This is a genomic window from Ruegeria sp. BG6, assembly GCF_056538465.1.
On sequence record NZ_JBQFTB010000008.1, the window covers coordinates 42,284 to 66,327 of the forward strand.

Here is a 24,044-nt window from a genome sequence, read left to right on the forward strand (position 1 = left end):
AATCCTGACCCCGCGGGCCCGGTCCGTGAAAAACAAACACACACAGGTCGCAAATTATTCGATGAGTGGTGAGATCAGTTCTGAACAGGCCGTGCGTGGCGCGATCCAGATACATTCGAAACGTGTCTGGCGGTTTGGTCTGGCATTGTCGGGCGCGTCGGACGTTGCAGACGATCTTTTGCAGTCCACATGCCTGCGTGCGCTGGAGCGTCACCATCAGGTGACATCGCATGATCGGCTGGACAGCTGGCTGATGACGATCTGTCGCTCGATCTGGCTGAACGAGGTGCGCGCGCGATCGGTTCGCAAGGCCCAGGCGCTGTCGGTCACGCCCGAGGCGGATTTAATTGCACCTGGAAACGATTCTGAGACGAATATTTTCGCCACTGAAGTGTTTACACAGGTGATGCAACTGCCAGAAGCGCAGCGCGAGACGGTAATGCTTGTGTTTGTCGAAGGCTATAGCTACCGCGAGGCCGCCGCGTTGTTGGAGGTGCCGATAGGGACAATCATGAGCCGGCTTTCCAACGCCCGGCAGAAACTGAAAAACGTGATGCAGCAAGACGCAGCGGATGTCGTTCGACGGAGTGGCAAATGAAGTTTTCCGACGAGACGCTAGTGGCGTATCTGGAAGGCACCCTGGACGAGGGTGAGGCCCGCGCGATCGAAGAAGCGGTTGCGGATGACCCTGCATTGGAACAACGTCTGATGGCGCTGGACCCGTTTGCACCGGTGGTGAAGCAGGTGTTCGAGGCGATGCCTGCCCAAACGCCGCACGTCGATTTGCCGGATACCTACGCATCAACGGCTGCAAGGTCGGTCGCTGGCTCATGGCGTCTGCTTGCGGTTGCGGCTTCGGTTGCTGTCATTGCGGTGTCGGCGACGTTCTGGGCAACGCGCCCGGTCGAGATGGGCTGGGCGGAACAGGCCGCGATCTATCAGTCGCTTTATGTGCCGGATACGATTGCAACGCTGGACAACTCCTCTGCCGCGCTGGATGTGCAATTCGCTCAGGCCGAGGAACAGCTTGGACGATCGTTGAACCGTGATGCGCTCGAGGCGCTGCCGGGCCTTGATCTGAAGCGGGCGCAGGTCCTGTCGTTCAAAGGCAAACCTCTGATCCAGATTGTATTCGCGGATGCGCAGGGGCAGCCTTTGGCCTTTTGTGTCATACGGCAGGGACCGGCGGCCCCGAACAAGGACGTAAAACAGGCGGTTCTCAGCGGGTTGGCCACGGCCACATGGGCGCAGGGTGGCTATGGTTACATGTTGCTGGGCAGCGACGCGCAAACCGACCTTGGTGGGCAGTTGGACAGTTTGACTGCGCTGTTTGCTGGCTGAGCCGCGAAATAGCCTTGTGAAGCCGCGAATTTGCCCGAAGAATAGCGGGCATGAAGCCCCGAACCGTCCTGCCTGACCCGGATGATGAGGCCGATCCGCTCGGCCCGCAAAGTATCTATGACGCGGACCCGTCCGAGGACGAAGACCTTTGGTTCCTGCCCCCGGACGAAGATGAAGCGCTTCCGGACTATCTGCCGCCCGGGACGCGGATGCAGGAACGCCTGCTGTTCGATCCACGCGACTGGTATGCAGGGCAGTCGGAGTTGTCCAATGAACTGGCCGATGTCGCGGTCACCTTCGGCGCGTTGGACGAGCGTCTGCGGGCGGGGCCCAAAGGATGGGGCCATCGTCTGGCCTTGATGGAAGTGTCTGACCTGGGTTGGTGGACAGGGGACCGGATCAGCGCCGATCGTCTGGCGCTGTGGACCGGTTTGCGGCTGGGCTCGACCGGCGATGACATTCAGGCCCTGTTTCGCGCGGGCTGGGCCGTGCGTCGCCTGACGACAGGTGCCGACCCGTCAGAAGGCGGGTGGGAGTCCGGATTGACAGCTTTTCTGGACCGAATGGGTCAGGGGGTCGAAGAAGTACCCGAAGCAGTGGCCGATCTGGCTGACGTCATGCGCAACACGGACAGTTTGCACCCGATAACGCAGGCAGCAGTTGGGTTTCACGCGTGGCGCAGTCTGGCGCAGGGCATCGGACAGGACACCGAGGCGGCAATCATAGCCGCGCGCCTTGCCGCGAAGATGGGGCGGGGCGGGGCACTGTTTCTTCCACTTGCGCTGTCCGGCCCGGGCGCGTTGCGCGGGACTGGCGAACCGAGAGAAAAACTGGAGGCATGGCTGAGCGGAGCAGGGCAGGCGGTTCTGGCCGCACTGCTGCATCTGGATCGTGTGAGCGCGTGGGAACAGCGCGCGCGCGACGCCACGCAGGATCTGAGCGGCCGGACGCCTCCGCTATTGCTTGACGCGTTGACGGCCTGGCCCATGATATCGGCACCCTTGGCGGAGGAACTGACCCAAGCCTCGCGTGCGGCAGTTCAGAGAAACCTCGACCGTTTCACGCGTCGCGGCCTGATCCGGGAGGTCACGGGGCAAGGACGTTACCGCGTCTGGACGGCTGCACTATAGTCCAGCAGCCAATCGCGAAACACACGAGCCGGAGGACGCAACGCGGTGCGCGATGGATAGATCAAATGATAGGCTTCCTGTCCCGGAACACTGATGCCGGGCAGGCAGGGGACAAGTCCCGACAGTTGCATTATCCTGTCAGATGCGGGCGCGCGGGCCAGCGCAATGCCGCCGCCACTGGCCGACAACTCGGCCGCCATCAGGGAATTGTCGGCGAAGAAATAGCGGGCTTGACCGGCGGGCAGGCGCAAGGCCTCGAACAGGTGCGGCCAGCTTGCGCGGTGTGTTGAGACCTCGATCAAGGTGAACTTGAACAGGTCCTGGGGCGATCTGATCTGCGCGGCTGTCTCTGGCGGAGCGATCGGGAAAAGGCGCTCTTTCAGCAACTCGTCCCATTCGGTGTTCAAGAGGGCCGGATTGCCGAACACGATTTGCAGATCAGAAAACTGGTTTGCGAAATCCGAGATCATGTTGCCTGTGGACAGTGACAGGTTGATGCGAGGTTGCTCCGCCTGAAAGGCGGGCAGACCACCGGCAAGAACCCCATGTGCAAACAGCAGAACGGATTGAACATAAAGGCGTTGCTCCCGTGTCTCCCCGAACAGCCCCGTCGTGGCCGTTTCCAACATCAGCAGCGATTGCTGAACCGATGGCAGATAGGCGCGGCCGGCCTCGGTCAGTGTCACTGCGTGGGCGTGGCGGTGAAACAGTGGTGTACCAAGGCGGGTTTCCAGCGCCTTGACCTGCTGGCTGACGGCGGCGGCGGACATGTTCAGCTGTGCGGCCGCGCGGGAAAAGCTTTCGGTACGTGCTGCTGCTTCGAAAACGCGCAGCCAGTTCAGCGAGGGAATTCGGGTTGCCATGAAATCAGGCTAAGCAAAACTTAGGCTGACCGGCAAGACAATAAGTTCTGAGCTTTCCCTTACAGATCCTAAGCTGGCGATCAGCAAATTGAACAGACGAGCCACATCATGTCGGATTCACCCCCCCAGCCGCGCCCAAAGCGCAAGATCTGGAACTATACCCCGCAATTGCCTATTCAGACCTCGCCCTATTGGGACTGGCCGATGAAGCCTCTGGCCACCTTGCGATACCTGCTGCAAAGCTGGAACCCCTTGGCGCTGCGCGCGTTGCTTTTGGTCTTCGCGATCATCACGTGGACCTATCTGACCCCGGCTCTGGCCCGGATCGAAACGCTGAGCTGGGGTTGGGTGGCCGAGATCTGGTTCCGCAATTTCTGCATCCTTATGGTGGTTGCGGGCGGCTTGCATTTGGCCTTGTGGAAATTCCGCACCCAGCAGGACGAATACCGATATGACATGCGCCCGATGATGAAAGGCGCCAAGGTCTTTACCTTCAAAAACCAGGTCTGGGACAACATGTTCTGGACCCTGGGTCCGGCGCTGACATTCTGGACGTTCTGGGAATGCTTCATTCTGTATGCCTACGCCAATGGGTGGGTGACGATGATTTCCCTTGATGGCAATCCGATCTGGTTCATTGCCATGGTTGTGTTCATTCCGATCTGGGCAGGTTTCCATTTCTACTGGCTGCACCGGCTGCTGCATGTCGGCCCGCTTTATACCAAGGTGCACGCCTGGCATCACCGCAACATCAATACCGGTCCATGGTCAGGTCTGGCGATGCATCCGGTTGAAAGCTTCTTTCTGATGTTCGACACGATGATTTTCTTCCTGCTGCCGTCTCACCCGATCCACGCCATCTTTCTGCTGTTTCACCACGGGATTGGCGCGCCGACCTCTCATGCCGGGTTCGAGCACGTGAAGTTCGGCAACAAGGGTAAATTCCTGGTCGGCGACTTTTTTCATCAGCTGCACCATAGGTTCTTTGACTGCAATTACGGCACCTGGGAAACGCCGTGGGATGAGTGGTTCAATACTTTCCATGATGGAACCGACGAGGGCAACGAGATGGTCAAGGAACGCCGCCGTAAGATCTGGGCAGCCGAGTAAGCCAACCGAAAACGGGTATTGCCGGGTCTTATTGGGCCCGGCAACTGCTATCTGAAAACAGGGAAGATCATGAAAAACATCTATACTTTCGGCCGCCGCCCGGCCCGGCGAAACTATACCGTCAAGGATCTGCTGGACCTGAAGAAAACCGGCCAGCGTTTGACTATGTGCAACCCGGTGAACGAGGCCGAGATACAGGCCTGCGTCGATGCGGGGATCGACCTGCTGACGCTGTGGGATGTGCACCTGGACATGGCGCGTGAGATTGCACCGACCCATTTTGCCGGTACTGCCATGAACTGGGGCCAGTTCGCCACCAATGACGAGATCATGCGCCATGCCATCGAGTGTATGGAAAAGGGCGCGGACATGTATTTCACCAACCGCTCTTACGACGTGGTGGAAATGCTGGCGCGTGAAAGCATTCCGGTTCAGGTCCATATGGGGCTGGTTCCGTCGCTCAGCCATTGGGCCGGGGGATTGCGGGCCTTTGGCCGTACCGCCGATGAGGCGATGCAGATCTACAAGACCTTCAAGCGCTATGAGGACGCAGGCGCGATGGCCTGCGAAATCGAATGTGTCGCCGAAGACACTTTGAACCTGCTGAACGACAAGACTTCGATCGTCACGGTTTCATTGGGGTCGGGCAATGCGGGTGACGTGATTTTCCTGTTCATGGCCGATATTTACGGCGAAGCGGAAAATCCTCCGCGTCACGCCCATGCCTTTGGCAATCTGGGCCGTCTGCACAAGCAGATGTATCACGAGCGGGTCGTGGCGCTGAAGGAATTTCAATCCGAGGTGCAGGCCAAAGCCTTTCCATATCCGGCGCAGTCCTTTGGGATGCACGAAGGTGAGATGGCAAAACTGCAGGAAGAGTTGGATAAGGTCTGATGGATTAGTCGGGCGCGTTCAGCGCCCGACACCTACATAGGTATCAAAACCGGATTTCAACGCGGTGCTGCCGGAATAGACGTTGCGCAAATCGACCATCCTTGCGGTTTTCATGGTCCCGGCCAGTTCCGTCAGGTTCAGTGCGCGAAATTCGTTCCATTCCGTCAGGATGACCACCGCATCCGCATCCTTTGCCGCGGTATACGGATCGTCGGACCATTCGACGCCGGGCAACAGTGCTTCACCCTCGGACCGGCCCTGAGGATCAACAACGCGGACCTTTGCGCCACCGCCGATCAGGGCAGGGACAATGGTCAGCGACGGAGCATCCCGCATGTCGTCGGTATTTGGTTTGAACGTCACGCCCAGAACGGCGATGGTCTTGCCGTTGAAACTGTCGTCACAGGCGTCCCGGATCTTGCCGATCATGCGTTTCTTGACCTCGTCGTTCACGCGAATGACGGTTTCGGTGATCTGCATCGGGTGCGCATGCTCCTGCCCGATCCGGGCCAGCGCAGCGGTGTCCTTGGGAAAACACGAACCGCCATAGCCGGGGCCTGCGTGCAGGAACTTGTTGCCGATCCGGCCATCTAGGCCAATGCCGCGCGCCACTTCCTTGACGTCGCCCCCCGCCTTTTCGCACAGGCCCGCGATTTCGTTCATGAAGGTGATCTTGGTCGCAAGAAAGGCGTTCGCCGCGTATTTGATCATCTCGGCGCTTTCCAGATCGGTGGTCAGGATCGGGAAATCGCGCAAATAGAGCGGGCGGTAGATTTCGGCCATCACGTCTGCCGCGCGGTCGCTTTCGACGCCGACAACCACCCGGTCGGGGCGCATGAAGTCGTCAATTGCGGCACCCTCGCGCAAAAACTCGGGGTTCGACGCGACGTCGAAATCGGCTTGGGGATTTGCGGCAGAAACGACCTGATGCACCCGGCGATTGGTCCCGACCGGAACGGTCGATTTGGTGACAACAACGGTGTAGCCGGTTATGGCTCGTGCGATCTCTTCTGCGGCGGCCATCACATAAGTCAGGTCCGCGTGTCCGTCGCCCCGGCGGGTGGGTGTCCCCACAGCTATGAAAACGGCATCCGCGCCATCGACAGCTGCAGTCAAATCAGTGGTAAAGCTCAGCCGGCCGGCCGCCACGTTCTTGGCCATAAGCACATCAAGGCCCGGTTCATAAATCGGAACCTTTCCGGCCTGCAGCATCTCGATTTTTTCCCGGGCCTTATCGACGCAAATCACGTCATGGCCAAAATCCGAGAAACAGACACCGGATACCAAACCGACATAGCCAGTTCCGATCATTGCAATACGCATTCGTTAAAATCCTTCTTACCAATTACCAAGTCTGGCGACCGCACATTCGAAGAATCTTCCGCCGGATTCAATGCCTGACTGTGACCTTGGCTTGCATTCCATGGTTTCTTGCTGTTTTTGAGACGCTAAACTGACACATTGATATTTGTGAGGCGCAGAAATGACCAAAAAGGCATTGATTACCGGTATCACGGGCCAGGATGGGTCGTATCTGGCCGAGTTTCTGCTGGAAAAGGGCTACGAGGTTCACGGAATCAAACGGCGGGCATCGTCCTTCAACACGCAGCGCATCGATCACATTTATCAGGATCCGCATGTACCGAACCCGAAGCTGCATTTGCATTACGGGGACCTGAGCGACACCTCGAATCTGACCCGGATCATGCAGGAGGTGCAGCCTGACGAGGTCTACAACCTTGGTGCACAGTCTCATGTTGCCGTCAGTTTTGAAGCTCCGGAATACACCGCCGATGTGGATGCGATCGGCACCCTGCGCCTGCTTGAAGCGATCCGGTTTCTCGGGCTCGAGGACAAGACGCGGTTCTATCAGGCCTCGACGTCGGAATTGTATGGTCTGGTTCAGGAAACACCGCAGCGGGAAACGACGCCGTTCCACCCCAGATCGCCCTATGCGGTGGCCAAGCTGTATTCCTACTGGATCACTGTGAACTACCGCGAGGCTTATGGTCTTTATGCCTGCAACGGAATTCTGTTCAATCATGAAAGCCCACGCCGAGGCGAAACCTTCGTGACGCGCAAGATCACCCGCGGTCTGGCCAACATCGCGCAGGGGCTTGAAGATTGCCTTTATATGGGCAACATCGACAGTTTGCGCGACTGGGGACATGCCAAGGATTATGTCCGTATGCAGTGGATGATGTTGCAACAGGACAATCCCGAGGATTTCGTGATTGCAACCGGCAAGCAGTATTCTGTGCGTCAGTTCATCGAGTGGTCAGCGGCTGAACTCGGCATTTCGCTGAAGTTTTCGGGCGAAGGGGTGGATGAGGTTGCGACGGTCACCGCCATTGAAGGCAACGATGCGCCGGCTTTGAAGCCCGGTGATGTCATCCTGCGGATCAACCCCCGTTATTTCCGCCCGGCCGAGGTGGAGACGCTGTTGGGTGATCCGTCAAAGGCGAAACAGAAGCTCGGGTGGGAGCCGGAGTTGACTGTGCAGGAAATGTGCGCCGAGATGGTTCTGGAAGACTTGAAAACAGCCAAACGCCATGCGCTGTTGAAAGAGCACGGGTTCGAGCTGCCGGTCAGCCTGGAAAACGGCTGAGGGGGGACGCCATGCGCAAGATCTACGTAGCAGGGCATCGCGGCATGGTCGGCGGTGCCATCCTGCGCCGGTTGCAGGATCGTCAGGCTGGGGGTGAAGCGATTGAGCTTGTGACTCGAACGTCAGCCGAGCTCAATCTGACGGACCAGACAGCTGTGCGGGAATTCATGCAGGTTGAACGACCCGATGTGGTCATTTTGGCGGCGGCCAAGGTTGGCGGCATTCACGCCAACAATACGTACCCCGCTGATTTCATTTATGAAAACCTGATGATTGAATGCAATGTGATTCATCAAGCCTTTTCGGCCGGGGTCACAAGCCTGCTGCAACTGGGCAGTTCCTGCATCTATCCACGCGCAGTTCCGCAGCCGATGCGGGAAGATGCATTGCTGACGGGCGTGTTAGAGCCTACAAACGAACCGTATGCGATTGCCAAGATCGCGGGGATCAAGCTGTGCGAAAGCTACAACCGTCAACACGGTGTCGACTACCGCTCGGTCATGCCCACGAACCTCTATGGTCCGGGGGACAATTTCCACCCCGAAAACAGCCATGTTCTGCCTGCCCTGATCCGGCGGTTTCACGAGGCAAAGCGCGACGGGCTGGACGAGGTTGTGATATGGGGAACCGGAAAACCGAGACGCGAGTTCCTGCATGTGGATGACATGGCCGAGGCGTCGCTGTTCGTCCTCGACCTGCCGCGCGACAAATATGAGGCAAACACGCAACCGATGCTGAGCCACATCAATGTTGGCACCGGCTCGGACATCTCGATTGCTGAACTGGCGGTGCTGGTGGCTGAAGTCACCGGGTTTGAGGGGCGGATCACACAGGATGTGTCCAAACCCGACGGCACGATGCGCAAGCTAATGGATGTGACCCGCCTGGCGGATATGGGCTGGCGCGCAAGCGTAGAGCTTGAGGATGGTTTGCGCGAGACTTATGCGTGGTTTCTTGAACAGAACGACGCAGATCTGCGTTCAAAGTGATTGCCCGGACTAAGGCCCGGGCAGCCTGATGTTCAGAACCAGCGACCAATTGCAATGGCCGTTGGCGCGTGCGTGGCTGCATCCGAGGATGCAGACAATACCTTGTAGGTCACCTGCGTTTCTGAAGGCGAAGCGAAGCCCACAAACCGGGATGCCGCACCCCCTGAGCCACTGATGACTGGAGCCGACCCCGGGGCGAAGCTTACAGGGAAGGTCCAGGTGTCTGTATTGCTTGCAAACATCGTCCCTTCGGCGGTGGTACACGCAACGGCATTCAATGCGGCGTTGCAGATCTGCGTTCCATCGGCAAAACGAACATAGTCACCATTTGCTGTACTGCCCCGTTCGATCACCGCACCGGTTGGAACGCCGCCGGATTCGGATACAGACCCCAGCAAATTGCCTGGACCATATCCGTAATCCGCCCGCATCAGGCGGCCTGTCGTTGTGTCGTCGGCACTGGCCTGAACGGCGGCGCCATCCACGATACCGGTGGTCGGATCAAGGCGCAGCGCTTCGGTCCAGCTGCCCCCATCAGGAGAGACCTTGATGGAAAACCCTGTGTTTCCAGCCAACCCCATTTCCGCATGGCCGGTCCAGTTGGACTGGAACAAAAGCGATGCGGTATCACCGGAACCGGCCTTGTTGATCTTGACCTGATGTCCGCCGCCATCATGGCTGAACAGCGTAGCAGGGCCGCGCACTGAAAGGCGATTTGTGTCGTCATAGCTGGTGGCGATGCCGACACCGTTCAGATTCTGTGTCGCCACCGGCGGATCAATCCAGGCAGATCCGTCCCAAATCCTGATCTGGCCAGCGGTCTGATCCCAGGCGCGCCATCCGATGCCGGGGGAAAGGAAGTGCCAGGCGTTGTCCAGCCAGGCTGCAAGGTTACCTGCCTGACCCGCCCATTCATCGGTTGGCGCAGATCCCAGCGCATGAACCTCGCCCTGCTCCGGAGCCGGGGGAGGCGTGGTCGCGTTGGTGGCCACCACGCTGAGCTGCACCACGAGATCCAGCCGGCGCAGGGCCTCGTTATGGGTGACGTGTTTCTGGGCCTGCGAAGGTTGAAGAAATGGCAGGTCCAATCGGGGTGAGGTCTGTGACACGGGCGTCCTCCTGTGGCTGTCGGTCCGACAATTGCATTGCGCGCCACCCTGCCGTGGCACACATGAATCCTGTCCGACCGGGCCGAACGCCCGCGAAACGATTTGCTAATTAACTGCTGGTTGCCTGACACAGGGCCAGGAACCGCGTGCGAGAATCGGTCGCCTAGTCGCGCGCGTAGATATCCTCGTAACGGATGATGTCATCCTCACCCAGATATGTTCCGGTCTGCACCTCGATCAGAACCATCGGCACCTTTCCGGGGTTTTCCATCCGGTGCGTGGCACCCAGCGGGATGTAGACCGACTGGTTCTCGGACACGAGGCGCACGTCGTCGTCAATCGTGACTTTTGCCGTGCCTTCCACAACGATCCAGTGCTCCGAGCGATGGTGGTGTGACTGAAGGCTCAGCGCGGCACCGGGATGGACATGGATACGCTTCACCTGAAACCGGTCCCCGATCACAAGGCTTTCGAACCAGCCCCACGGGCGATGATCCACCGGCAGAGATTCCGCCTGCTTCGCGCCTTTCGCTTTAAGTGCAGCGACGGCCAGTTTTACGTCCTGCGCCTTGTCCATGCTGGCCACCAGAACCGCATCGGGCATGGCAACCGTAATCACGTTTTCCAGCCCCATGGCCACAACTTCCTGCGTCGGGGATTCCGACCGGATCAGGACATTGCGGCAATCGATTGCAGTCACTTCTCCGGTAGTGGCGACGCCATCGGCGTCAGGATTGCTCAACTCCTGCACAGCGGACCAGCTTCCGACGTCAGACCAGCCAGCGGCATAGGGCACGACGCTCAGGTTAGTTGCTTTTTCCATGACCGCGTAGTCGATCGAAATATCGTTGACCTCGCTCCAAGCGGTCGCATCGAGACGCAGAAATCCAAGGTCGGCCTGCGCATCGGTAACCGCTTTTTGCACCGGCGGGATCAGGTCCGGGGCGTGTTGTTCGAAACTTGCAATGATGTCTTTCACCGCAAACAGGAAAATACCCGAGTTCCAGAGATAGCTGCCATCGGCGACCATTGCTTGGGCGTTTTCGAGATCGGGCTTTTCAACAAACCGGTCCAGCGGAACTGCGGTGTCTGCGTTCGGGGCCTGGCTGAGTTTCAGATACCCATACCCCGTTTCCGGTCGGTCCGGAGTGATGCCGAAGGTCACCAGATCACCGCGTTCGCGGATAGCTTCGACACCTTTGGCAACAGCCGCGTGGAACGCGGCTTTGTCGGGGATCACGTGATCGGAAGGGGCCACAAGCATGAAGGCTTCAGGGTTTTCAGCAGCCAGGTATAGCGCAGCCGCCAATACGGCTGGGGCAGTATTGCGGCCCTCGGGCTCGATCAGGACCGGACCGGGATCGATGCCAATGCCGTTAAGCTGCTCGGGTACAACGAACCGAAACGCTTCATTGGTCAGGATCAGCGGTTTGGCATAAGGCGCGTCAGATGGTCCGCACATCCGCGCGGCACAATCCTGCAACAGGCTGGTTTCGCCAAGCAGCGGCACAAATTGCTTGGGATAGCTCTTGCGGGATAAGGGCCACAGCCGGGTCCCGGAGCCACCGCAAAGAATGACGGGATGGACAGTTGTCATGACGTTTGCCTTTGGATTTCACTTGCCCTGAAAGAGGGGTTCGGGTCGCGCAATAGCCTATTGCGCCGCCTTTCCCGCAACAACGACATCATGGAGATACTGGCTCAGATCGTCGCGCAAATCGTTGCGTGCCAACGCAAAGGCCACGGTGGCTTGCAGGAACCCGGATTTGGAACCGCAATCGAACCTCTGACCGTTGAACTTGTATCCGAAAACAGGGACACCGTTCACAATGTCTTCGGCAATCGCGTCAGTTAGCTGGATTTCACCGCCGCTGCCCTTCTTTTTCTGATTGAGGTTGTACAGAACCGACGGCCCCAGAATATAACGCCCGATCACCGCCAGGTTGGACGGCGCATCATCGGGGTCTGGCTTTTCGACCATGCCCTTGGTCCGGACAACCGTACCGATATTCTCGCCAACATCGAGAACACCGTAGGAACTGGTTTTATCCTTGGGAATTTCCATCGCGGCGACCATGTTGCCACCGGTTTCTTCATAGGCCTCGACCATTTGCTGCAGGCAGGGTTTGTCCGCCGCGATCACATCGTCGGGCAGCATGACGGCAAAGGGCTCGTCCCCGATCAGACGCCGGGCGCACCAAACCGCGTGGCCAAGGCCTAGTGCTTTGTGCTGGCGGATATAGGCGATGGCGCCGCTTTCCATGTTGGTTGCGCTCAGGGTTTCCAGCAGGTCGTCCTTGCCCTTGGCCTTGAGTTCCTGTTCGAGCACCAGATTGTGATCGAAATAGTCCTCAAGCGCGGATTTCCCGCGCGAGGTGACAAAGATGAATTCGGTAATTCCCGCGGCACGGGCTTCGTCGATGGCGTATTGAACCAGCGGCCGGTCAACCAAAGTCATGATCTCTTTCGGAACTGATTTTGTTGCGGGCAAAAATCGCGTACCCAGCCCTGCAACCGGGAAAATCGCCTTTGTGACCTTACGTGCCATGTTACCTCTCAAATTCAATACGAGCCCGACAGAGTGTGGTGAGGCCGGTCTCTCCTCTTAGGCTGCAATGCCTGAACAATCAACGTCGCCCGGATTCCCAGGCTAGAAGTGATCGGAAAGGTGCCATCTCGATGAGGAGGAGTCAAAACATCCGGTCCAAACCCAGTTCAAAAAAACGTACCCCCGGCGCCTGCAATCAGGCGCCGGAAGCAGTATCAGGACGCCTTCATGATAATCTCCAGCGGATCATGTTCGGCCACGTAGTGATCGGGTGCGATCTCGCTGAGTTGCGGAACATAGTCCGGTTGACCGGCCGACAGGCGACTCGGCAGAAACCGCAGGGCCGCCTTCGGATCCATGGGCGACGGCAATTCTCCCGGTAATTTCAGACGTTGGCGCGTCCGCTCCACATCGGGGTCGGGTATCGGTACAGCCGAAATCAGCGACTTTGTGTATGGGTGAACCGGATCGGAACAAATCACTTCGCCATCGCCCAGTTCGACGATACGGCCAAGATACAGGACCATGATCCGGTTCGACACCGCGCGCACCACGGACAGATCATGGCTGATGAAGATCATCGACAGGCCAAATTCCTGTTGCAATTCTCGCAACAATTCCACGATCTGAGCTTGAATGGACACATCCAGAGCCGAAACCGCTTCATCACAGATGATCAGCTTTGGCTTGTTGATCATCGCCCGGGCGATTCCCACACGCTGGTTTTGTCCGCCAGACAATTCGTGCGGATAACGGTTGATCATGTTCGCCTTGAGGCCGACCCGCTCCATCATCTCGGCGACCAGTTCCTTGCGTTCCCGCTCGGTCAGGTCGGGACGGTAGGTTTTCAGCGGCTCGGCAATCGAGGCCGAGATCGTCATGCGCGGATCCAGACTGGCAAGCGGATCCTGGAACACGATCTGCAGGTCCTTGCGATACTTGTTAAGCTCAGCCCGTCTCAGTCCGACGATCGGATGCCCCAGCCAGCTGACATTGCCCGCGCTGGGTTCGATCAGTTGAAGTACGGCCCGTGCCAGCGTGGATTTTCCGCAACCCGACTCGCCAACAACGCCCAGCGTTTCACCCTTGCGGATATCGAAGCTGACACCGTCGACCGCCTTTAGTGGAACCTTGCGCCCGAACAAACCGCCCTTGACGTGGATCGGGAAGTGAACCTTGACGTTATCGACCTTGAGCAGCGGCTCTTCGACCTTGGCCAGAGCTTTGGGGGCATCACCGGCGTCGATGCGCGGCATCGCTTCAAGCAATGTGCGGGTATATTCATGCTGAGGCGCGCGGAAAATTTCCCGGGTGTCACCGGCCTCGACGAATTGACCAAGCCGCATGACTTGAATGCGGTCGCACATCCGCGCCACGACGCCCATGTCATGAGTGATAAGCGCGATTGCCGTACCCTCGTCCTTTTGCAGTCGAACCATCAGGTCCAGAATGTCGGCCTGCACCGTTACATCTAGAGCGGTCGTTGGTTCGTCCGCGATCAGTAGTTTGGGATTGCACAGCATCGACATGGCGATCATGACACGCTGGCGCATCCCGCCGGACAACTCATGCGGGTATTGATCCAACCGGCGCGCGGCTTCGGGGATGCGTACACGGTCCAGCCAGTCCAGACACCGGGCACGAGCGGCCGAACCTTGCAAGCCTTCGTGAACCTGCAGCACTTCGCGCATTTGCTGGCCGACCCGCAAATGTGGCGTCAGGGCCGTGAGTGGATCCTGAAAGATCATTCCCACATCGGCACCGCGGATCTGATTGAGCTTTTGTACCGGCAGGTTCAGGATTTCCTTGCCGTTCAGCATTGCCGACCCGCTCGCGTGGCCTGCAGATGGCAACAGCCCCATCGCGGCCATGAAGGTCTGGCTTTTGCCCGAACCACTTTCGCCAACAATGCCCAGGCACTCACCCGGATTTATGTCGAAGCTGATGCCGTTGACGGCCTCGACCACGCCATCTGGAGTGTCGAAACGGACGCTCAGGTCTTTTACGGAAAACAGGCTCATATCAACGATCCTTCGGGTCCAGAGCGTCACGCAGACCGTCACCGATGAAGAACATGGTGATGATGATGGCGACATAGAATGTCAGCGGGTACATCAGCTGCCACAGCGTGCCATAGCTCATCGTGCCAGCCCCTTCGGCAATCAGACGGCCCAATGAGGTGTAAGGTTCTGAAATCCCGAGACCCAGGAACGAGATGAAGCTTTCGGTCAGGATCATCTCGGGCACCAGTAGCGAGGCATAGACGATCACCACGCCCAGCAGGTTGGGCAGGATGTGTCGGTACATGATGGTAAACTCGCTGACCCCGGCGGCGCGGGCGGCCTCGATAAACTCGCGGTTTTTTAGAGTCAGAGTTTGTCCCCGCACGATCCGCGCCATGGTCAGCCAGCCGACCGCCCCAAGGGCGATGAATAGCATGAAGAATGACCGACCTGCCACGACAAGCAGCAGGATGATGACCAGCGTGGCCGGGATCGCCAGCAGGATGTCGACAAAGCGCATCATGACACTGTCGGTACGGCCGCCGATATAACCTGCAGCGATGCCGTAGCAGGTGCCCACGATCAGCGCCGTTGCCGCCCCGATCAGACCCACCAGCAGCGACGTCGTGGTTGCCTGAATGACACGGCTGTACAGATCGCGCCCCAGATCATCGACGCCGAAATAGTGCCCGGTCTCGATGGACGGCATTCCCATGCCGCGCACGTCGCCCATGACATTCCAGTCGATCTCTTCATTGTTCCAGGCTGCGAAATAGGGTCCGATAATCGTGAACAGGACGATCATCCCCAGAATGAAGACACTGGCCATCGCGGCCTTGTTGCGGACAAAACGCATCCGTGCGTCCTGCCAGAGTGAGCGCCCCTGAATGACCGTATAATCGGTGATTTCTTCGGCCAGATGGGCGGCTTTTTGAGATTTTCCAAGCATTGCCTGCCCCTCAGTAACGGATTTTCGGATCGAACCAGGCATAGGCCAGGTCGGTAAGCAGGTTCACGACAACGGTCAGCGCGCCGTACAGGATCGTAACCCCCAGCAGCACGGCATAGTCACGCGACAGGGCCGAACCGACATAGGCCTGACCCAGACCGCCGGTTGAAAAGTAGATGTCGACAAACACCGAACCGGTCAGCACGTAAACAAAGACCGGTCCCAGATAGGACACGACCGGCAGCAGCGTGGGTTTCAGCGCATGGCGCCAGATCACGGTTCTGGTCGGCAGCCCCTTGGCGCGGGCGGTTCGGATGAAGTTCGAGTTCAGAACCTCCAGCATCGATGACCGGGTAATCCGCGCGATCGAGCCCATATAGGACGTCGCCAGCGCGATGACCGGCATGATCAGGTACTGCCACTGACCGCCATTCCAGCCGCCGCCCGGCAGCCAGCCCAGCCACAGGGTAAAGGTCAGGATAAGGATCGGGCCCATGATGAAGTTGGGCAGCGCTTGCGCCGCGATACCCAGACCAACCGCGAAATAATCGATCCAGCTATTGTGCTTGATCGCGGCGGCAATCCCAAGGCTCACACCGACTGCGGTCGCCACAAGAAACGACAGCGAACCATAGGTCAGCGAGATCGGGAAACCCTGCGCGATGATGTCGTTGACGTCCCGGTCCTTGAACTTGAAGGACGGGCCGAAGTCAAAATGCACGACGATGTTGTAGAGGTAGTCCCACAGCTGCTTCCACAGCGGCTGGTCCAACCCGTACCGCGCCTCGATATTGGCCAGAACCTGCGGCGGCAAAGGCCGTTCCGAGGTGAAGGGTCCGCCGGGCGCGAAGTGCATCAGAAAGAAACAGGCGACGATCAGCAACAGGATCGTCGGAATGGCGACGAGCAATCGCCGCAAGCTATAGGCAAGCATTTCATGCCCCCATTTTTATTGGCCCTGCCCCGGATGTGACCGGGACAGGGCGCGGTTCAAAAACGATTATTCAGCGAGCTTGTAGAGGTTTCTCGAGTACCAGTTCTGCTCGACATTGTTCACCGGCCAGTTACCGACGTCACTGTCCATCATGTAGACACCGGCGTAGTGATAGATCGGGATCACAGGGGTTTCCTGCGCGATAATGCGCTCGACTTCCGTGTAAAGCGGTGCCGGATCGTTCGAGGTTTTGGCCTCGGCCAGCAACTCGTCGACGCGCGCGTTATTGTACTTGCCGTCGTTATAACCGGAATCGGATTGCAGCAGGTCAAGGAAAGTGGACGCTTCGTTATAGTCGCCACACCATGCGCCACGAGCCAGATCAAAGTTCTGGTTGCCGCGCTCTTCCAGGAAGACTTTCCACTCCATGTTGGCAAGTTCGACCTGAACACCCAGTTTCTGTTTCCACATCTGGCTCAGTGCCACAGCAACCTTCTTGTGGTCTTCCGAGGTGTTGTAAACCATCTCGAAGCTCAGTGGATTGTCGGGGCCAAAACCTGCTTCGGCCAGCAGTTCCTTGGCCAGCTCGTCCCGTTCTGGCTGGGTCATCGAAGCCATTTCTACAGCCGGAACTGTGAAGCCGGCAGTGGCCTCGGGCGCAAAGGTGTATGCCTGCGGCTGTCCGCCCGCCATGACCTTTTCAGTGATAATTGCGCGGTCGACGGCAAGAGACAAGGCTTGACGGACGTTGGGGTCCTGGAATGATTCAGGGCCACCCTCGGACAGGTTGAACGTGTAATAGTAGTTACACAGACGCGGGAAGCTGATGGCTTCTTCAGGGTGTTCCTCTTTCAGGCGCGGATACTGACCGGCGGGAATTTCGGTGCGGTCAAGTTCACCAGCCAGATACCGGGTCAGGGCGACGTTTTCGTCGTTGATCACCAGCGACACAACCTTGTCGATGATGGTGTTGTCGTTGTCCCAGTACATTTCATTGCGTTCGCGAACCGAACGTTCCTGCGGCAAATGCTCGGTCAGGACATAAGCGCCGTTCGATACGATGTTTCCGGGTTTGGTCCATGCATCGCCGAACTCTTCGATCACTTTCTGCGGGGCAGGGAAGGTGGTCGAATGTGTGGTCATCTGCGGGAAGTATGGCAGTGGGGCGCTCAGGCGGACTTCCAGAGTCTTGTCGTCGATTGCCTTGACGCCCAGTTCATCCACGGGCTTTTCACCGGCAATAATTGCAGCGGCGTTCTCGATCGACATCAGTTCCATGAACCAGGCGTAGGGCGAGGACAGTTCAGGATCGACCGCGCGCTTCCAGGCATAAACGAAATCACCCGCCGTGACCGGATCGCCGTTCGACCACTTTGCATTGTCACGCAGTGTGAAGGTGTAGACGTCCTTGGTGTCATTGACGGAAAATTCCGTAGCCACACCGGGCACCAGGTTGCCGTCTTCGTCCTGGTTCATCAGACCCTCGAACAGGTCGCGAACGATTTCCGCGCCCGAGACATCTTCGACAACCTGCGGATCGACCGAGCTGTGTTCGTCCAGAATGCGATAGGTAAAGGTCTGGTCGTCGGCCAGTGCCTCACCGGTTACAGGATGGGTTCCGGCGGCAAAGGCCGCGCCTGCGATAATGGTCGAGGACAACAGCCCCGCCAGCGACATCCGAATAGTCTTTTTCATGTTATGTACTCCCGTTTTTTGAAGCAAAGGCGCAAAACCCTGGTCGGGGTGGCGCGCGCCTGCCTCGGTTGTCCGACTCCGAACAAAACCGGGAGGGGTCCATATGTCTTGTTACTGATCGCAATGAACACCGCGTCGCAGTCTTTCGGTATGCAGTCGGGAACTGTTTGCGAAAGTCGCCTTTCACTGCGGCAGAAGGTGACATTGTTTTCGAAAAGGTTAAAGCCTTGGTCGTTCGTTTGAACAACCAAAGGTGGATTACTTCCTAAACCGTGGGTGCGTCGGAAATTTTAGGAAGGAACCCCGGGGGGTCCGTGACATTTTCGTGAACCTGCATTCAAAATGCATCTTTGGAAAACCGCCAAGACCTGCGCATCCAAGGCCGGGAGACAGCGAATCGCTATGCCCTTGGTGCCGATCAAATGACGCTCAGCCCCTCAGGTCCGCTTTCATGTGCGCTTGCGGAAAGCAGGTGGGGGACTGACCTGTCGAAGACTGCCAGCGCCCGATTGACCGGCGCGTTTTGAATCCCGGCAATCCGTCCGCTCCACCGACATCGTGCCCCTGTTTCTCCAGCGCCCTTTGCATCGTGGCAACGTCTGATCGATAAAGCCCGCCGACCTTGCCCCAGCGCCCGGTGAAATCGCCGACCCCATATTGAATACGGTCGCCGACGTGGCCCACGAACAGGGCGTAGAGGTCGCTTTTGTTGTACTCTTTGAGCACATAGAAGTTGGGTGTCACGACAAAGGCTGGCCCGAACCGTCCCGCCGGCATCATCAGATACCCAACGCCGTCCCTTTCGTGGGCCGGAAACGGTTTGCCGGAGACGCGGTTGATCCCCATCGCCTCCCATTCATGGATGGGGCGACCCTGATCGGGGCCTTCAAGCGCACAGGAGACCGACCCGGGAACATCAACCTCGAACCCCCAGTCCCGCCCGGAGACCCAGCCATGACGGTGCAGATAGTTCCCGATTGACGCAATTGTGTCTTCCGCCGAGCCCCAGATGTCGGCGCGTCCATCGCCGTTTCCATCAGCTGCATAGGTCAGGAAGTTCGATGGCATGAATTGTGGCTGCCCAAGCGCCCCGGCCCAACTGCTTTTCATGGTGCGCGCAGGCATTTGGCCGGCCTGCGCGATCTGCAGGGCGGCGACCAGTTCGGCTGTGAAGTACTCGGCGCGTGTGCTCATGAACCCCTTGGTGCCAAGAACCCCGAACACGTCGTACCGGATCGGCACCTGACCATACCCGCTTTCACGACCCCATATCGCCAGAATGATCCGGCCTGGCACACCCGTCTGTCTTTCGACCCGGTCCAGTGTGGTGGAATGGCGGGCCGCCATTCTTCGCCCTTCCGATGTGGCGCCGTTTACGGAACCCGCGTTGAAGTAACGTCCCGGGGAGCCGAACTCGGCCTGTTTTTGCTGCCTGGGGGTTTTTGCCTTCGTACCGGGAGGGACGAGGTCGGGCAGATCCCAATTCAGGGTCACGCCCTCAAACGCCGCTTCCATCGTGCGACGCGAAACGCCTTTGGCGCGGGCCTGAGGCCATACCGTGGTGTTCAGCCAGGTTTGAAACTGTTTTTCAACCGTGGCGCGATCCTGCGCCAGCGTTACGGCTGGCAGGCTTAGAAGGCAAAGAACAAAAACAACCAGTTTCATCACCACTCCGGTTTCGACTCTGGCGCAGTGCAAGTCAACAGCCATGGCCTCCGTTTGTCGGCTTTGGTTGAGCCGCCAGCGCGCCGATCAATCTCCGGTACGGTAAAAAACCTTGAGAAAATCTGTGACAGTGTCGATAGTTGGGCGGAAAACAACGGCATGAGAGGACGGGCAGGCGTGACCAGTTTCAGGATCTCTCCTGCGCCAGTTTCTATACTGGCGGCATTGGTGGTTTTGTTTGCCTCGCCCCAATTGGCTGGCGCAAGCGACAGTTTCATGAACCCGCAAGGGCCAATTGCGGCTGTTCAGAAAACCCATCTGCTGCGCGCAACGGTATTGATCATGGTCGCTGTTATTCCTGTCCTCGTGCTGGTTCCCTTGATCGCCCTGCGTTACCGCCGCCACAAGGGCAGCACTGCCGAGTATCGACCAAACTGGGATTTTTCGTTCAGGCTGGAATTCCTGATGTGGGGGGTGCCTGTTGTCATAGTGGCGATACTGTCCTTCTACCTGTGGAAGGCGACCCATCGTCTTGACCCTTATGCCGCGCCTTTCGGTGATGCGCCCGCGTTGGAGGTGCAGGTTGTCGGGCTCGACTGGAAATGGCTGTTCATCTACCCCGACCTGGGCATCGCAAGTGTCGGAGAGCTGGGCATCCCGGTCAAGCAGCAGGTGGCGATGACGCTGACAACCGACACTGTAATGCAGTCCTTCATGATCCCGGCCTTGGCGGGTCAGATCTATGCGATGCCGGGGATGACAACCAAACTGCACCTTGTTGCTGACCATCCTGAACGGATGCAGGGGGAAAACACTCAGTACAATGGTCGGGGTTTTACAAAACAGAAGTTTCAGACTCTGGCGATGCAGCCCGACGACTTCAATGCGTGGGTAGAAGGTGTGCGCTCCAATGGTATCCCGCTTGACCCTGAAACCTATCGGACTTTGGCCAAGCGAACCGATCGGGTTGAGGTTCAGGCGGCGCTTGGCACGGCGCAAATGCCGGAAAACGCACTCTATTTTACATTGAAGGACAAAGATCTGTTCATGTCCATTCTTCACCGATACCACAGCGGCGAACCGTTGCCTCGGGATCAACAGCCGGGAACCGCGCAGTTCGGGCAGGAGGTCAGCCAATGACGACGGTCGGATCAGGGTTCTTTGGCCGCCTCGACTGGGATGCCTTTCCGATCAGCGGTCTGATCCGGGATCCCAACGCCAACGAAATCGTGGCCAATGTGGCGGCGGGCATCGTGATCGTCGGTGCCATTGCGGTTTTGGGCCTGCTGACGTGGTTCCGCCTTTGGGGGCCGTTGTGGCGGGACTGGCTGACCAGCGCGGATCACAAGAAGATCGGCATCATGTATATCGTCTTCGCCATCGTCATGTTGGCGCGCGGCGTGTTGGAGGGCGTTGTCATGCGCGCCCAGCAAGCGGCGGGACCGGGCGACGGATTTCTTGAGGCTGAACATTTCGCAGAACTGTTCAGCACCCATGGTACGATCATGGTGTTTTTTGTCGCCGTTCCGTTTGTCTTTGGGGTCGCAAATTATCTGGTCCCGTTGATGATTGGCGCGCGGGATGTGGCGTTTCCGGTGATGAACCAGATCGGGCTGGGACTGACCGTTTCGGCTGGCATGATGCTGATGGTGTCGTTGGTTGTGGGTGAGTTCTCGACGGGCGGCTGGACGGCCTATCCGCCCTATACGGGTGCGGCCTTCAATCCGGGCGTTGGACCGGATTACTGGATCTGGGCCATTGTCGTCTCGGGCGTCGGCACAACGCTGACGGGCATCAACTTTGCCGTCACGATTTACAAACTACGCGCGCCCGGAATGACGTTCATGCGGCTTCCGATGTACTGCTGGACGATCATCTGTAGTTCGATCCTGATCATCTTCGCCATGCCGCCGCTTGGGGTCGCCGCGCTGTTGCTGGCGGCCGATCGCTATCTCGACTTCCACTTCTTCACCAACGACCTTGGCGGCAACATGATGAACTATGCCAACCTGTTCTGGCTGTTCGGCCACCCCGAGGTCTACCTTTTGGTTCTGCCCGCCTATGGTATCTATTCCGAGATCTTCGCGACCTTTTCGGCCAAACGGTTGTATGGATATAACTCACTGGTCATCGCCACGATGTCGATTGCGGTGCTGTCCTTTACCGTCTGGTTGCACCACTTCTTCACCATGGGCCAAAGCGCCCTGATCAACGCGGTTTTCGGCATCGCGACCATGCTGATTGCCATCCCGACCGGCGTGAAGGTCTATGACTGGATGGCGACTTTGTACCGTGGCCGTATCCGGTTCTCGGTGCCGATGCTGTATGGCCTGTCGTTTCTGATGCTGTTTGTCATCGGCGGGCTTAGCGGCGTGATACTGGCCAATCCCACCGTGGATTATCAGGTACACAACACCCTGTTTCTGGTGGCTCACTTCCACAACGTGCTGTTGCCGGGTGTGCTGTTTGGCCTGTTGGCCGGATACAATTACTGGTTCCCCAAGGCGTTTGGCTTTCGGCTGAGCGAGTTTTGGGGCAGGGTGTCTGTGGCCCTGTGGACCGTTGGCTTCATGCTGACTTTCCTGCCGCTTTACTTTGTTGGCCTGATGGGTATGCCGCGCCGGTCCTTCAGTTGGGAGGATCCGAGCTTCCACCCCTACATGATCGTCGCGGTTGTCGGCTCGCTCGTCATTCTGATGGCGCTGTTGTCAGTGCTGGTGCAACTTTGGGTCAGTATCAGGGATCGCGCAAAGACACGTGTACCAGTTGGCGACCCGTGGGATGCGCGAACGCTGGAATGGGCGACACCGGCACCTCCACCGGCTTACAATTTTGCGGTCATTCCGCAGGTGTCCGACCGGGATGACTTTGCCGTGGCCAAGGAAAACGGAACGGCCTACCCATCCCCGGATGCCTATGAAGACATCGAGATGCCCCGCAATACGGCCATTGGCTTTGCGCTTTGCGTGCTCAGCGGTGTTTGGATGTTCGCTTTGGTCTGGTGGATCTGGTGGCTGGCCATCCTGATGACCGTTCTGATGATCCTGTCGGTCATCATCTGGACTTTTAACACCGACACCGAGGAGGTGATCCCGGCCGAAGTTGTTCGCAAACAGCATGAAGCCTGGCTGGATCTGGTGCGCAAATCCCAACCCGTGAACCGCGATCTGGAAACTGCATCGGAAAACCGCGGTCTTGCCGGCCCCGATCTGGAGGCCGCGACATGAGACGCGCACCCTCACACAGCTATCCGGGTCTGAATCTGGGTGAAAACCACGCCAGCGCCGATAAATCGAGCGAGGTCGTAACATTCGGATTCTGGGTCTTCCTGATGAGCGATCTGGTCTATTTCGGCCTGATGTTCGCGATCTATATCACGATGATCGACGCGCAGGCGGGTGGCCCCGGACCGCATGAACTGTTCGACCTTTACAGCATCTTCGCCCAGACCATGATCCTGCTGACCAGCAGTCTGACGGTTGGTCTGGCCATGCTGGCGTTGAAATACAACCGGCCGCGCGTGCGTGTCATATTCTGGTTCTGTCTGACATTGCTGCTGGGCATCAGCTTTCTGGTGCTTGAGGTTCGCGACTTCATGGCCATGGCGGAAAAGGGTGGGGTGCCACAGCGCAGCGGGTTTCTGTCTGCCTTCTTCGGGTTGGTCCCGCTGCACGGGTTGCATGTGGCCGCTGGCTGTGTCTGGCTCGTCGTGCTGGGCATTCAGCTTCGGGTGATGGGGATGACCGACAAGGTGATCTCGCGCGTCATAAGGCTGGCGCTGTTCTGGCATTTCCTTGACCTGATCTGGATCGGCATTATCACCATCGTCTACTTCGGAGGGCTGACTTATGGATAAGCAGACCGAGATGTTCCGCCGCGAACGCCGCCGTTATCTGATAGGGTATGGCGGGTCGCTGGTGCTGACCCTGGCCGTATTCATGATCGCCTATCGGTACGGTATCGAAACACCCGGGGTCTATCTGACCATTGGCCTTCTGGGTCTGGCGCAGCTGATCGTTCAACTGGTCTATTTTCTGCACATCGACCGTCGCCGCAGCAGTCGCGAGGATCTGGATCTGGTCCTGTTTTCGACATTGGTCCTGCTCATCATCATCCTTGGAACTGTCTGGATTCTGGGCAATCTGTCTGTGCGGATGCACACGATCCCGATGTGACGGACCCTCAACTTCGGCACTCATTTGGAAC

General features: G+C 58.2%; 21 protein-coding genes. 11 read left to right on the forward strand and 10 right to left on the reverse strand.

Annotated features, from left to right (window positions below):
* The first annotated feature begins 25 nt into the window (after positions 1-25).
* Genes ACR0JW_RS14770 through ACR0JW_RS14780 form a run of 3 tightly spaced genes read left to right on the forward strand, consistent with a single transcriptional unit; the run spans position 26 to position 2,471 of the window.
* On the forward strand, positions 26-598 hold the full coding sequence (locus tag ACR0JW_RS14770; protein WP_480714123.1) for an RNA polymerase sigma factor: 573 nt from the start codon (positions 26-28) through the stop codon (positions 596-598).
* The gene (locus ACR0JW_RS14775; protein ID WP_170681211.1) at positions 595-1,341 is read left to right on the forward strand and encodes a hypothetical protein; all 747 of its coding nucleotides are present in this window, start codon (positions 595-597) and stop codon (positions 1,339-1,341) included. Before ACR0JW_RS14770 ends, ACR0JW_RS14775 begins: the two co-directional genes overlap by 4 nt.
* Positions 1,342-1,391: 50 nt before the next feature.
* Positions 1,392-2,471: a hypothetical protein gene (locus ACR0JW_RS14780; RefSeq protein WP_170681213.1), complete on the forward strand. Its 1,080-nt coding sequence runs from the start codon at positions 1,392-1,394 to the stop codon at positions 2,469-2,471.
* Here the strand turns inward: ACR0JW_RS14780 and ACR0JW_RS14785 are convergent.
* On the reverse strand, positions 2,444-3,334 hold the full coding sequence (locus tag ACR0JW_RS14785; protein WP_170681215.1) for a LysR family transcriptional regulator: 891 nt from the start codon (positions 3,332-3,334) through the stop codon (positions 2,444-2,446). The two genes, ACR0JW_RS14780 and ACR0JW_RS14785, sit on opposite strands and share 28 nt — an antisense overlap.
* Before the next feature lie 108 nt (positions 3,335-3,442).
* Here ACR0JW_RS14785 and ACR0JW_RS14790 point away from each other — a divergent pair, with 108 nt between their 5' ends.
* Positions 3,443-4,444 (forward strand): sterol desaturase family protein, encoded by a 1,002-nt coding sequence (locus ACR0JW_RS14790; protein ID WP_170681217.1) that lies wholly within the window; start codon positions 3,443-3,445, stop codon positions 4,442-4,444.
* A 69-nt stretch (positions 4,445-4,513) separates the two neighbouring features.
* Positions 4,514-5,338 carry a 3-methyl-2-oxobutanoate hydroxymethyltransferase gene (locus ACR0JW_RS14795; RefSeq protein ID WP_480714124.1) on the forward strand — a complete coding sequence of 275 codons (825 nt, stop codon included), beginning with the start codon at positions 4,514-4,516 and terminating at the stop codon, positions 5,336-5,338.
* Positions 5,339-5,356: 18 nt separating this feature from the next.
* On the opposite strand, the gene ACR0JW_RS14800 is transcribed toward ACR0JW_RS14795, so the two are convergent.
* Positions 5,357-6,661 (reverse strand): UDP-glucose dehydrogenase family protein, encoded by a 1,305-nt coding sequence (locus tag ACR0JW_RS14800; protein WP_170681221.1) that lies wholly within the window; start codon positions 6,659-6,661, stop codon positions 5,357-5,359.
* A gap of 160 nt (positions 6,662-6,821) precedes the next feature.
* On the opposite strand from ACR0JW_RS14800, the gene gmd reads away from it, so the two are divergent.
* Both gmd and fcl read left to right on the forward strand, forming a co-directional pair.
* The gene (gmd, locus tag ACR0JW_RS14805; RefSeq protein WP_170681223.1) at positions 6,822-7,946 is read left to right on the forward strand and encodes a GDP-mannose 4,6-dehydratase; all 1,125 of its coding nucleotides are present in this window, start codon (positions 6,822-6,824) and stop codon (positions 7,944-7,946) included.
* Positions 7,947-7,957: 11 nt separating this feature from the next.
* Entirely contained in the window at positions 7,958-8,935 is a 978-nt protein-coding gene (gene fcl, locus ACR0JW_RS14810) for a GDP-L-fucose synthase (RefSeq protein WP_170825029.1), read from the forward strand.
* Between the two features lie 32 nt (positions 8,936-8,967).
* Here the strand turns inward: fcl and ACR0JW_RS14815 are convergent, their stop codons facing one another.
* From ACR0JW_RS14815 to ACR0JW_RS14850, 8 genes are all read right to left on the reverse strand, one after another.
* A complete protein-coding gene (locus ACR0JW_RS14815) occupies positions 8,968-10,044 on the reverse strand; it encodes a DUF2793 domain-containing protein (RefSeq protein WP_170681227.1) in 1,077 nt (358 codons plus the stop codon).
* 163 nt (positions 10,045-10,207) lie between these two features.
* Positions 10,208-11,641, reverse strand: coding sequence for a mannose-1-phosphate guanylyltransferase/mannose-6-phosphate isomerase (locus tag ACR0JW_RS14820; protein ID WP_170681229.1), 1,434 nt, complete (start codon positions 11,639-11,641; stop codon positions 10,208-10,210).
* Positions 11,642-11,698: 57 nt separating this feature from the next.
* Positions 11,699-12,592: a UTP--glucose-1-phosphate uridylyltransferase GalU gene (gene galU, locus ACR0JW_RS14825; RefSeq protein ID WP_170681231.1), complete on the reverse strand. Its 894-nt coding sequence runs from the start codon at positions 12,590-12,592 to the stop codon at positions 11,699-11,701.
* A 215-nt stretch (positions 12,593-12,807) separates the two neighbouring features.
* Positions 12,808-14,613, reverse strand: coding sequence for an ABC transporter ATP-binding protein (locus ACR0JW_RS14830; RefSeq protein ID WP_170681233.1), 1,806 nt, complete (start codon positions 14,611-14,613; stop codon positions 12,808-12,810).
* A gap of 1 nt (position 14,614) precedes the next feature.
* The gene (locus ACR0JW_RS14835; protein WP_170611380.1) at positions 14,615-15,544 is read right to left on the reverse strand and encodes an ABC transporter permease subunit; all 930 of its coding nucleotides are present in this window, start codon (positions 15,542-15,544) and stop codon (positions 14,615-14,617) included.
* 10 nt (positions 15,545-15,554) lie between these two features.
* Positions 15,555-16,478, reverse strand: a complete 924-nt coding sequence (gene oppB / locus ACR0JW_RS14840; RefSeq protein WP_039543927.1) for an oligopeptide ABC transporter permease OppB — start codon at positions 16,476-16,478, stop codon at positions 15,555-15,557.
* Positions 16,479-16,544: 66 nt separating this feature from the next.
* The gene (locus ACR0JW_RS14845; RefSeq protein ID WP_170681234.1) at positions 16,545-18,173 is read right to left on the reverse strand and encodes a peptide ABC transporter substrate-binding protein; all 1,629 of its coding nucleotides are present in this window, start codon (positions 18,171-18,173) and stop codon (positions 16,545-16,547) included.
* 429 nt (positions 18,174-18,602) lie between these two features.
* Entirely contained in the window at positions 18,603-19,838 is a 1,236-nt protein-coding gene (locus ACR0JW_RS14850) for a lytic murein transglycosylase (RefSeq protein ID WP_480714162.1), read from the reverse strand.
* Between the two features lie 177 nt (positions 19,839-20,015).
* On the opposite strand from ACR0JW_RS14850, the gene ACR0JW_RS14855 reads away from it, so the two are divergent.
* The 4 genes from ACR0JW_RS14855 to ACR0JW_RS14870 are packed head-to-tail and all read left to right on the forward strand — an operon-like array spanning position 20,016 to position 24,013.
* Positions 20,016-20,978: a cytochrome ubiquinol oxidase subunit II gene (locus ACR0JW_RS14855; RefSeq protein ID WP_170681235.1), complete on the forward strand. Its 963-nt coding sequence runs from the start codon at positions 20,016-20,018 to the stop codon at positions 20,976-20,978.
* Positions 20,975-23,065 carry a cbb3-type cytochrome c oxidase subunit I gene (locus ACR0JW_RS14860; protein ID WP_170681236.1) on the forward strand — a complete coding sequence of 697 codons (2,091 nt, stop codon included), beginning with the start codon at positions 20,975-20,977 and terminating at the stop codon, positions 23,063-23,065. Before ACR0JW_RS14855 ends, ACR0JW_RS14860 begins: the two co-directional genes overlap by 4 nt.
* A complete protein-coding gene (locus tag ACR0JW_RS14865) occupies positions 23,062-23,694 on the forward strand; it encodes a cytochrome c oxidase subunit 3 (RefSeq protein WP_170611372.1) in 633 nt (210 codons plus the stop codon). The genes ACR0JW_RS14860 and ACR0JW_RS14865 overlap by 4 nt, the downstream gene beginning before the upstream one ends.
* Positions 23,687-24,013: a cytochrome o ubiquinol oxidase subunit IV gene (locus tag ACR0JW_RS14870; RefSeq protein WP_480523335.1), complete on the forward strand. Its 327-nt coding sequence runs from the start codon at positions 23,687-23,689 to the stop codon at positions 24,011-24,013. The genes ACR0JW_RS14865 and ACR0JW_RS14870 overlap by 8 nt, the downstream gene beginning before the upstream one ends.
* Positions 24,014-24,044 lie beyond the last annotated feature (31 nt).

What these genes read in the sequence shown, in the direction of transcription:
- ACR0JW_RS14775 (WP_170681211.1), top strand. Translation starts at nt 595, where the DNA reads ATGAAGTTTTCCGACGAGACGCTAGTGGCGTATCTGGAAGGCACCCTG.
- ACR0JW_RS14780 (WP_170681213.1), top strand. Translation starts at nt 1,392, where the DNA reads ATGAAGCCCCGAACCGTCCTGCCTGACCCGGATGATGAGGCCGATCCG.
- ACR0JW_RS14785 (WP_170681215.1), bottom strand. Translation starts at nt 3,334, where the DNA reads ATGGCAACCCGAATTCCCTCGCTGAACTGGCTGCGCGTTTTCGAAGCA.
- ACR0JW_RS14790 (WP_170681217.1), top strand. Translation starts at nt 3,443, where the DNA reads ATGTCGGATTCACCCCCCCAGCCGCGCCCAAAGCGCAAGATCTGGAAC.
- ACR0JW_RS14795 (WP_480714124.1), top strand. Translation starts at nt 4,514, where the DNA reads ATGAAAAACATCTATACTTTCGGCCGCCGCCCGGCCCGGCGAAACTAT.
- ACR0JW_RS14800 (WP_170681221.1), bottom strand. Translation starts at nt 6,661, where the DNA reads ATGCGTATTGCAATGATCGGAACTGGCTATGTCGGTTTGGTATCCGGT.
- gmd (WP_170681223.1), top strand. Translation starts at nt 6,822, where the DNA reads ATGACCAAAAAGGCATTGATTACCGGTATCACGGGCCAGGATGGGTCG.
- fcl (WP_170825029.1), top strand. Translation starts at nt 7,958, where the DNA reads ATGCGCAAGATCTACGTAGCAGGGCATCGCGGCATGGTCGGCGGTGCC.
- ACR0JW_RS14820 (WP_170681229.1), bottom strand. Translation starts at nt 11,641, where the DNA reads ATGACAACTGTCCATCCCGTCATTCTTTGCGGTGGCTCCGGGACCCGG.
- galU (WP_170681231.1), bottom strand. Translation starts at nt 12,592, where the DNA reads ATGGCACGTAAGGTCACAAAGGCGATTTTCCCGGTTGCAGGGCTGGGT.
- ACR0JW_RS14830 (WP_170681233.1), bottom strand. Translation starts at nt 14,613, where the DNA reads ATGAGCCTGTTTTCCGTAAAAGACCTGAGCGTCCGTTTCGACACTCCA.
- ACR0JW_RS14835 (WP_170611380.1), bottom strand. Translation starts at nt 15,544, where the DNA reads ATGCTTGGAAAATCTCAAAAAGCCGCCCATCTGGCCGAAGAAATCACC.
- oppB (WP_039543927.1), bottom strand. Translation starts at nt 16,478, where the DNA reads ATGCTTGCCTATAGCTTGCGGCGATTGCTCGTCGCCATTCCGACGATC.
- ACR0JW_RS14845 (WP_170681234.1), bottom strand. Translation starts at nt 18,173, where the DNA reads ATGAAAAAGACTATTCGGATGTCGCTGGCGGGGCTGTTGTCCTCGACC.
- ACR0JW_RS14850 (WP_480714162.1), bottom strand. Translation starts at nt 19,838, where the DNA reads ATGAAACTGGTTGTTTTTGTTCTTTGCCTTCTAAGCCTGCCAGCCGTA.
- ACR0JW_RS14860 (WP_170681236.1), top strand. Translation starts at nt 20,975, where the DNA reads ATGACGACGGTCGGATCAGGGTTCTTTGGCCGCCTCGACTGGGATGCC.
- ACR0JW_RS14865 (WP_170611372.1), top strand. Translation starts at nt 23,062, where the DNA reads ATGAGACGCGCACCCTCACACAGCTATCCGGGTCTGAATCTGGGTGAA.
- ACR0JW_RS14870 (WP_480523335.1), top strand. Translation starts at nt 23,687, where the DNA reads ATGGATAAGCAGACCGAGATGTTCCGCCGCGAACGCCGCCGTTATCTG.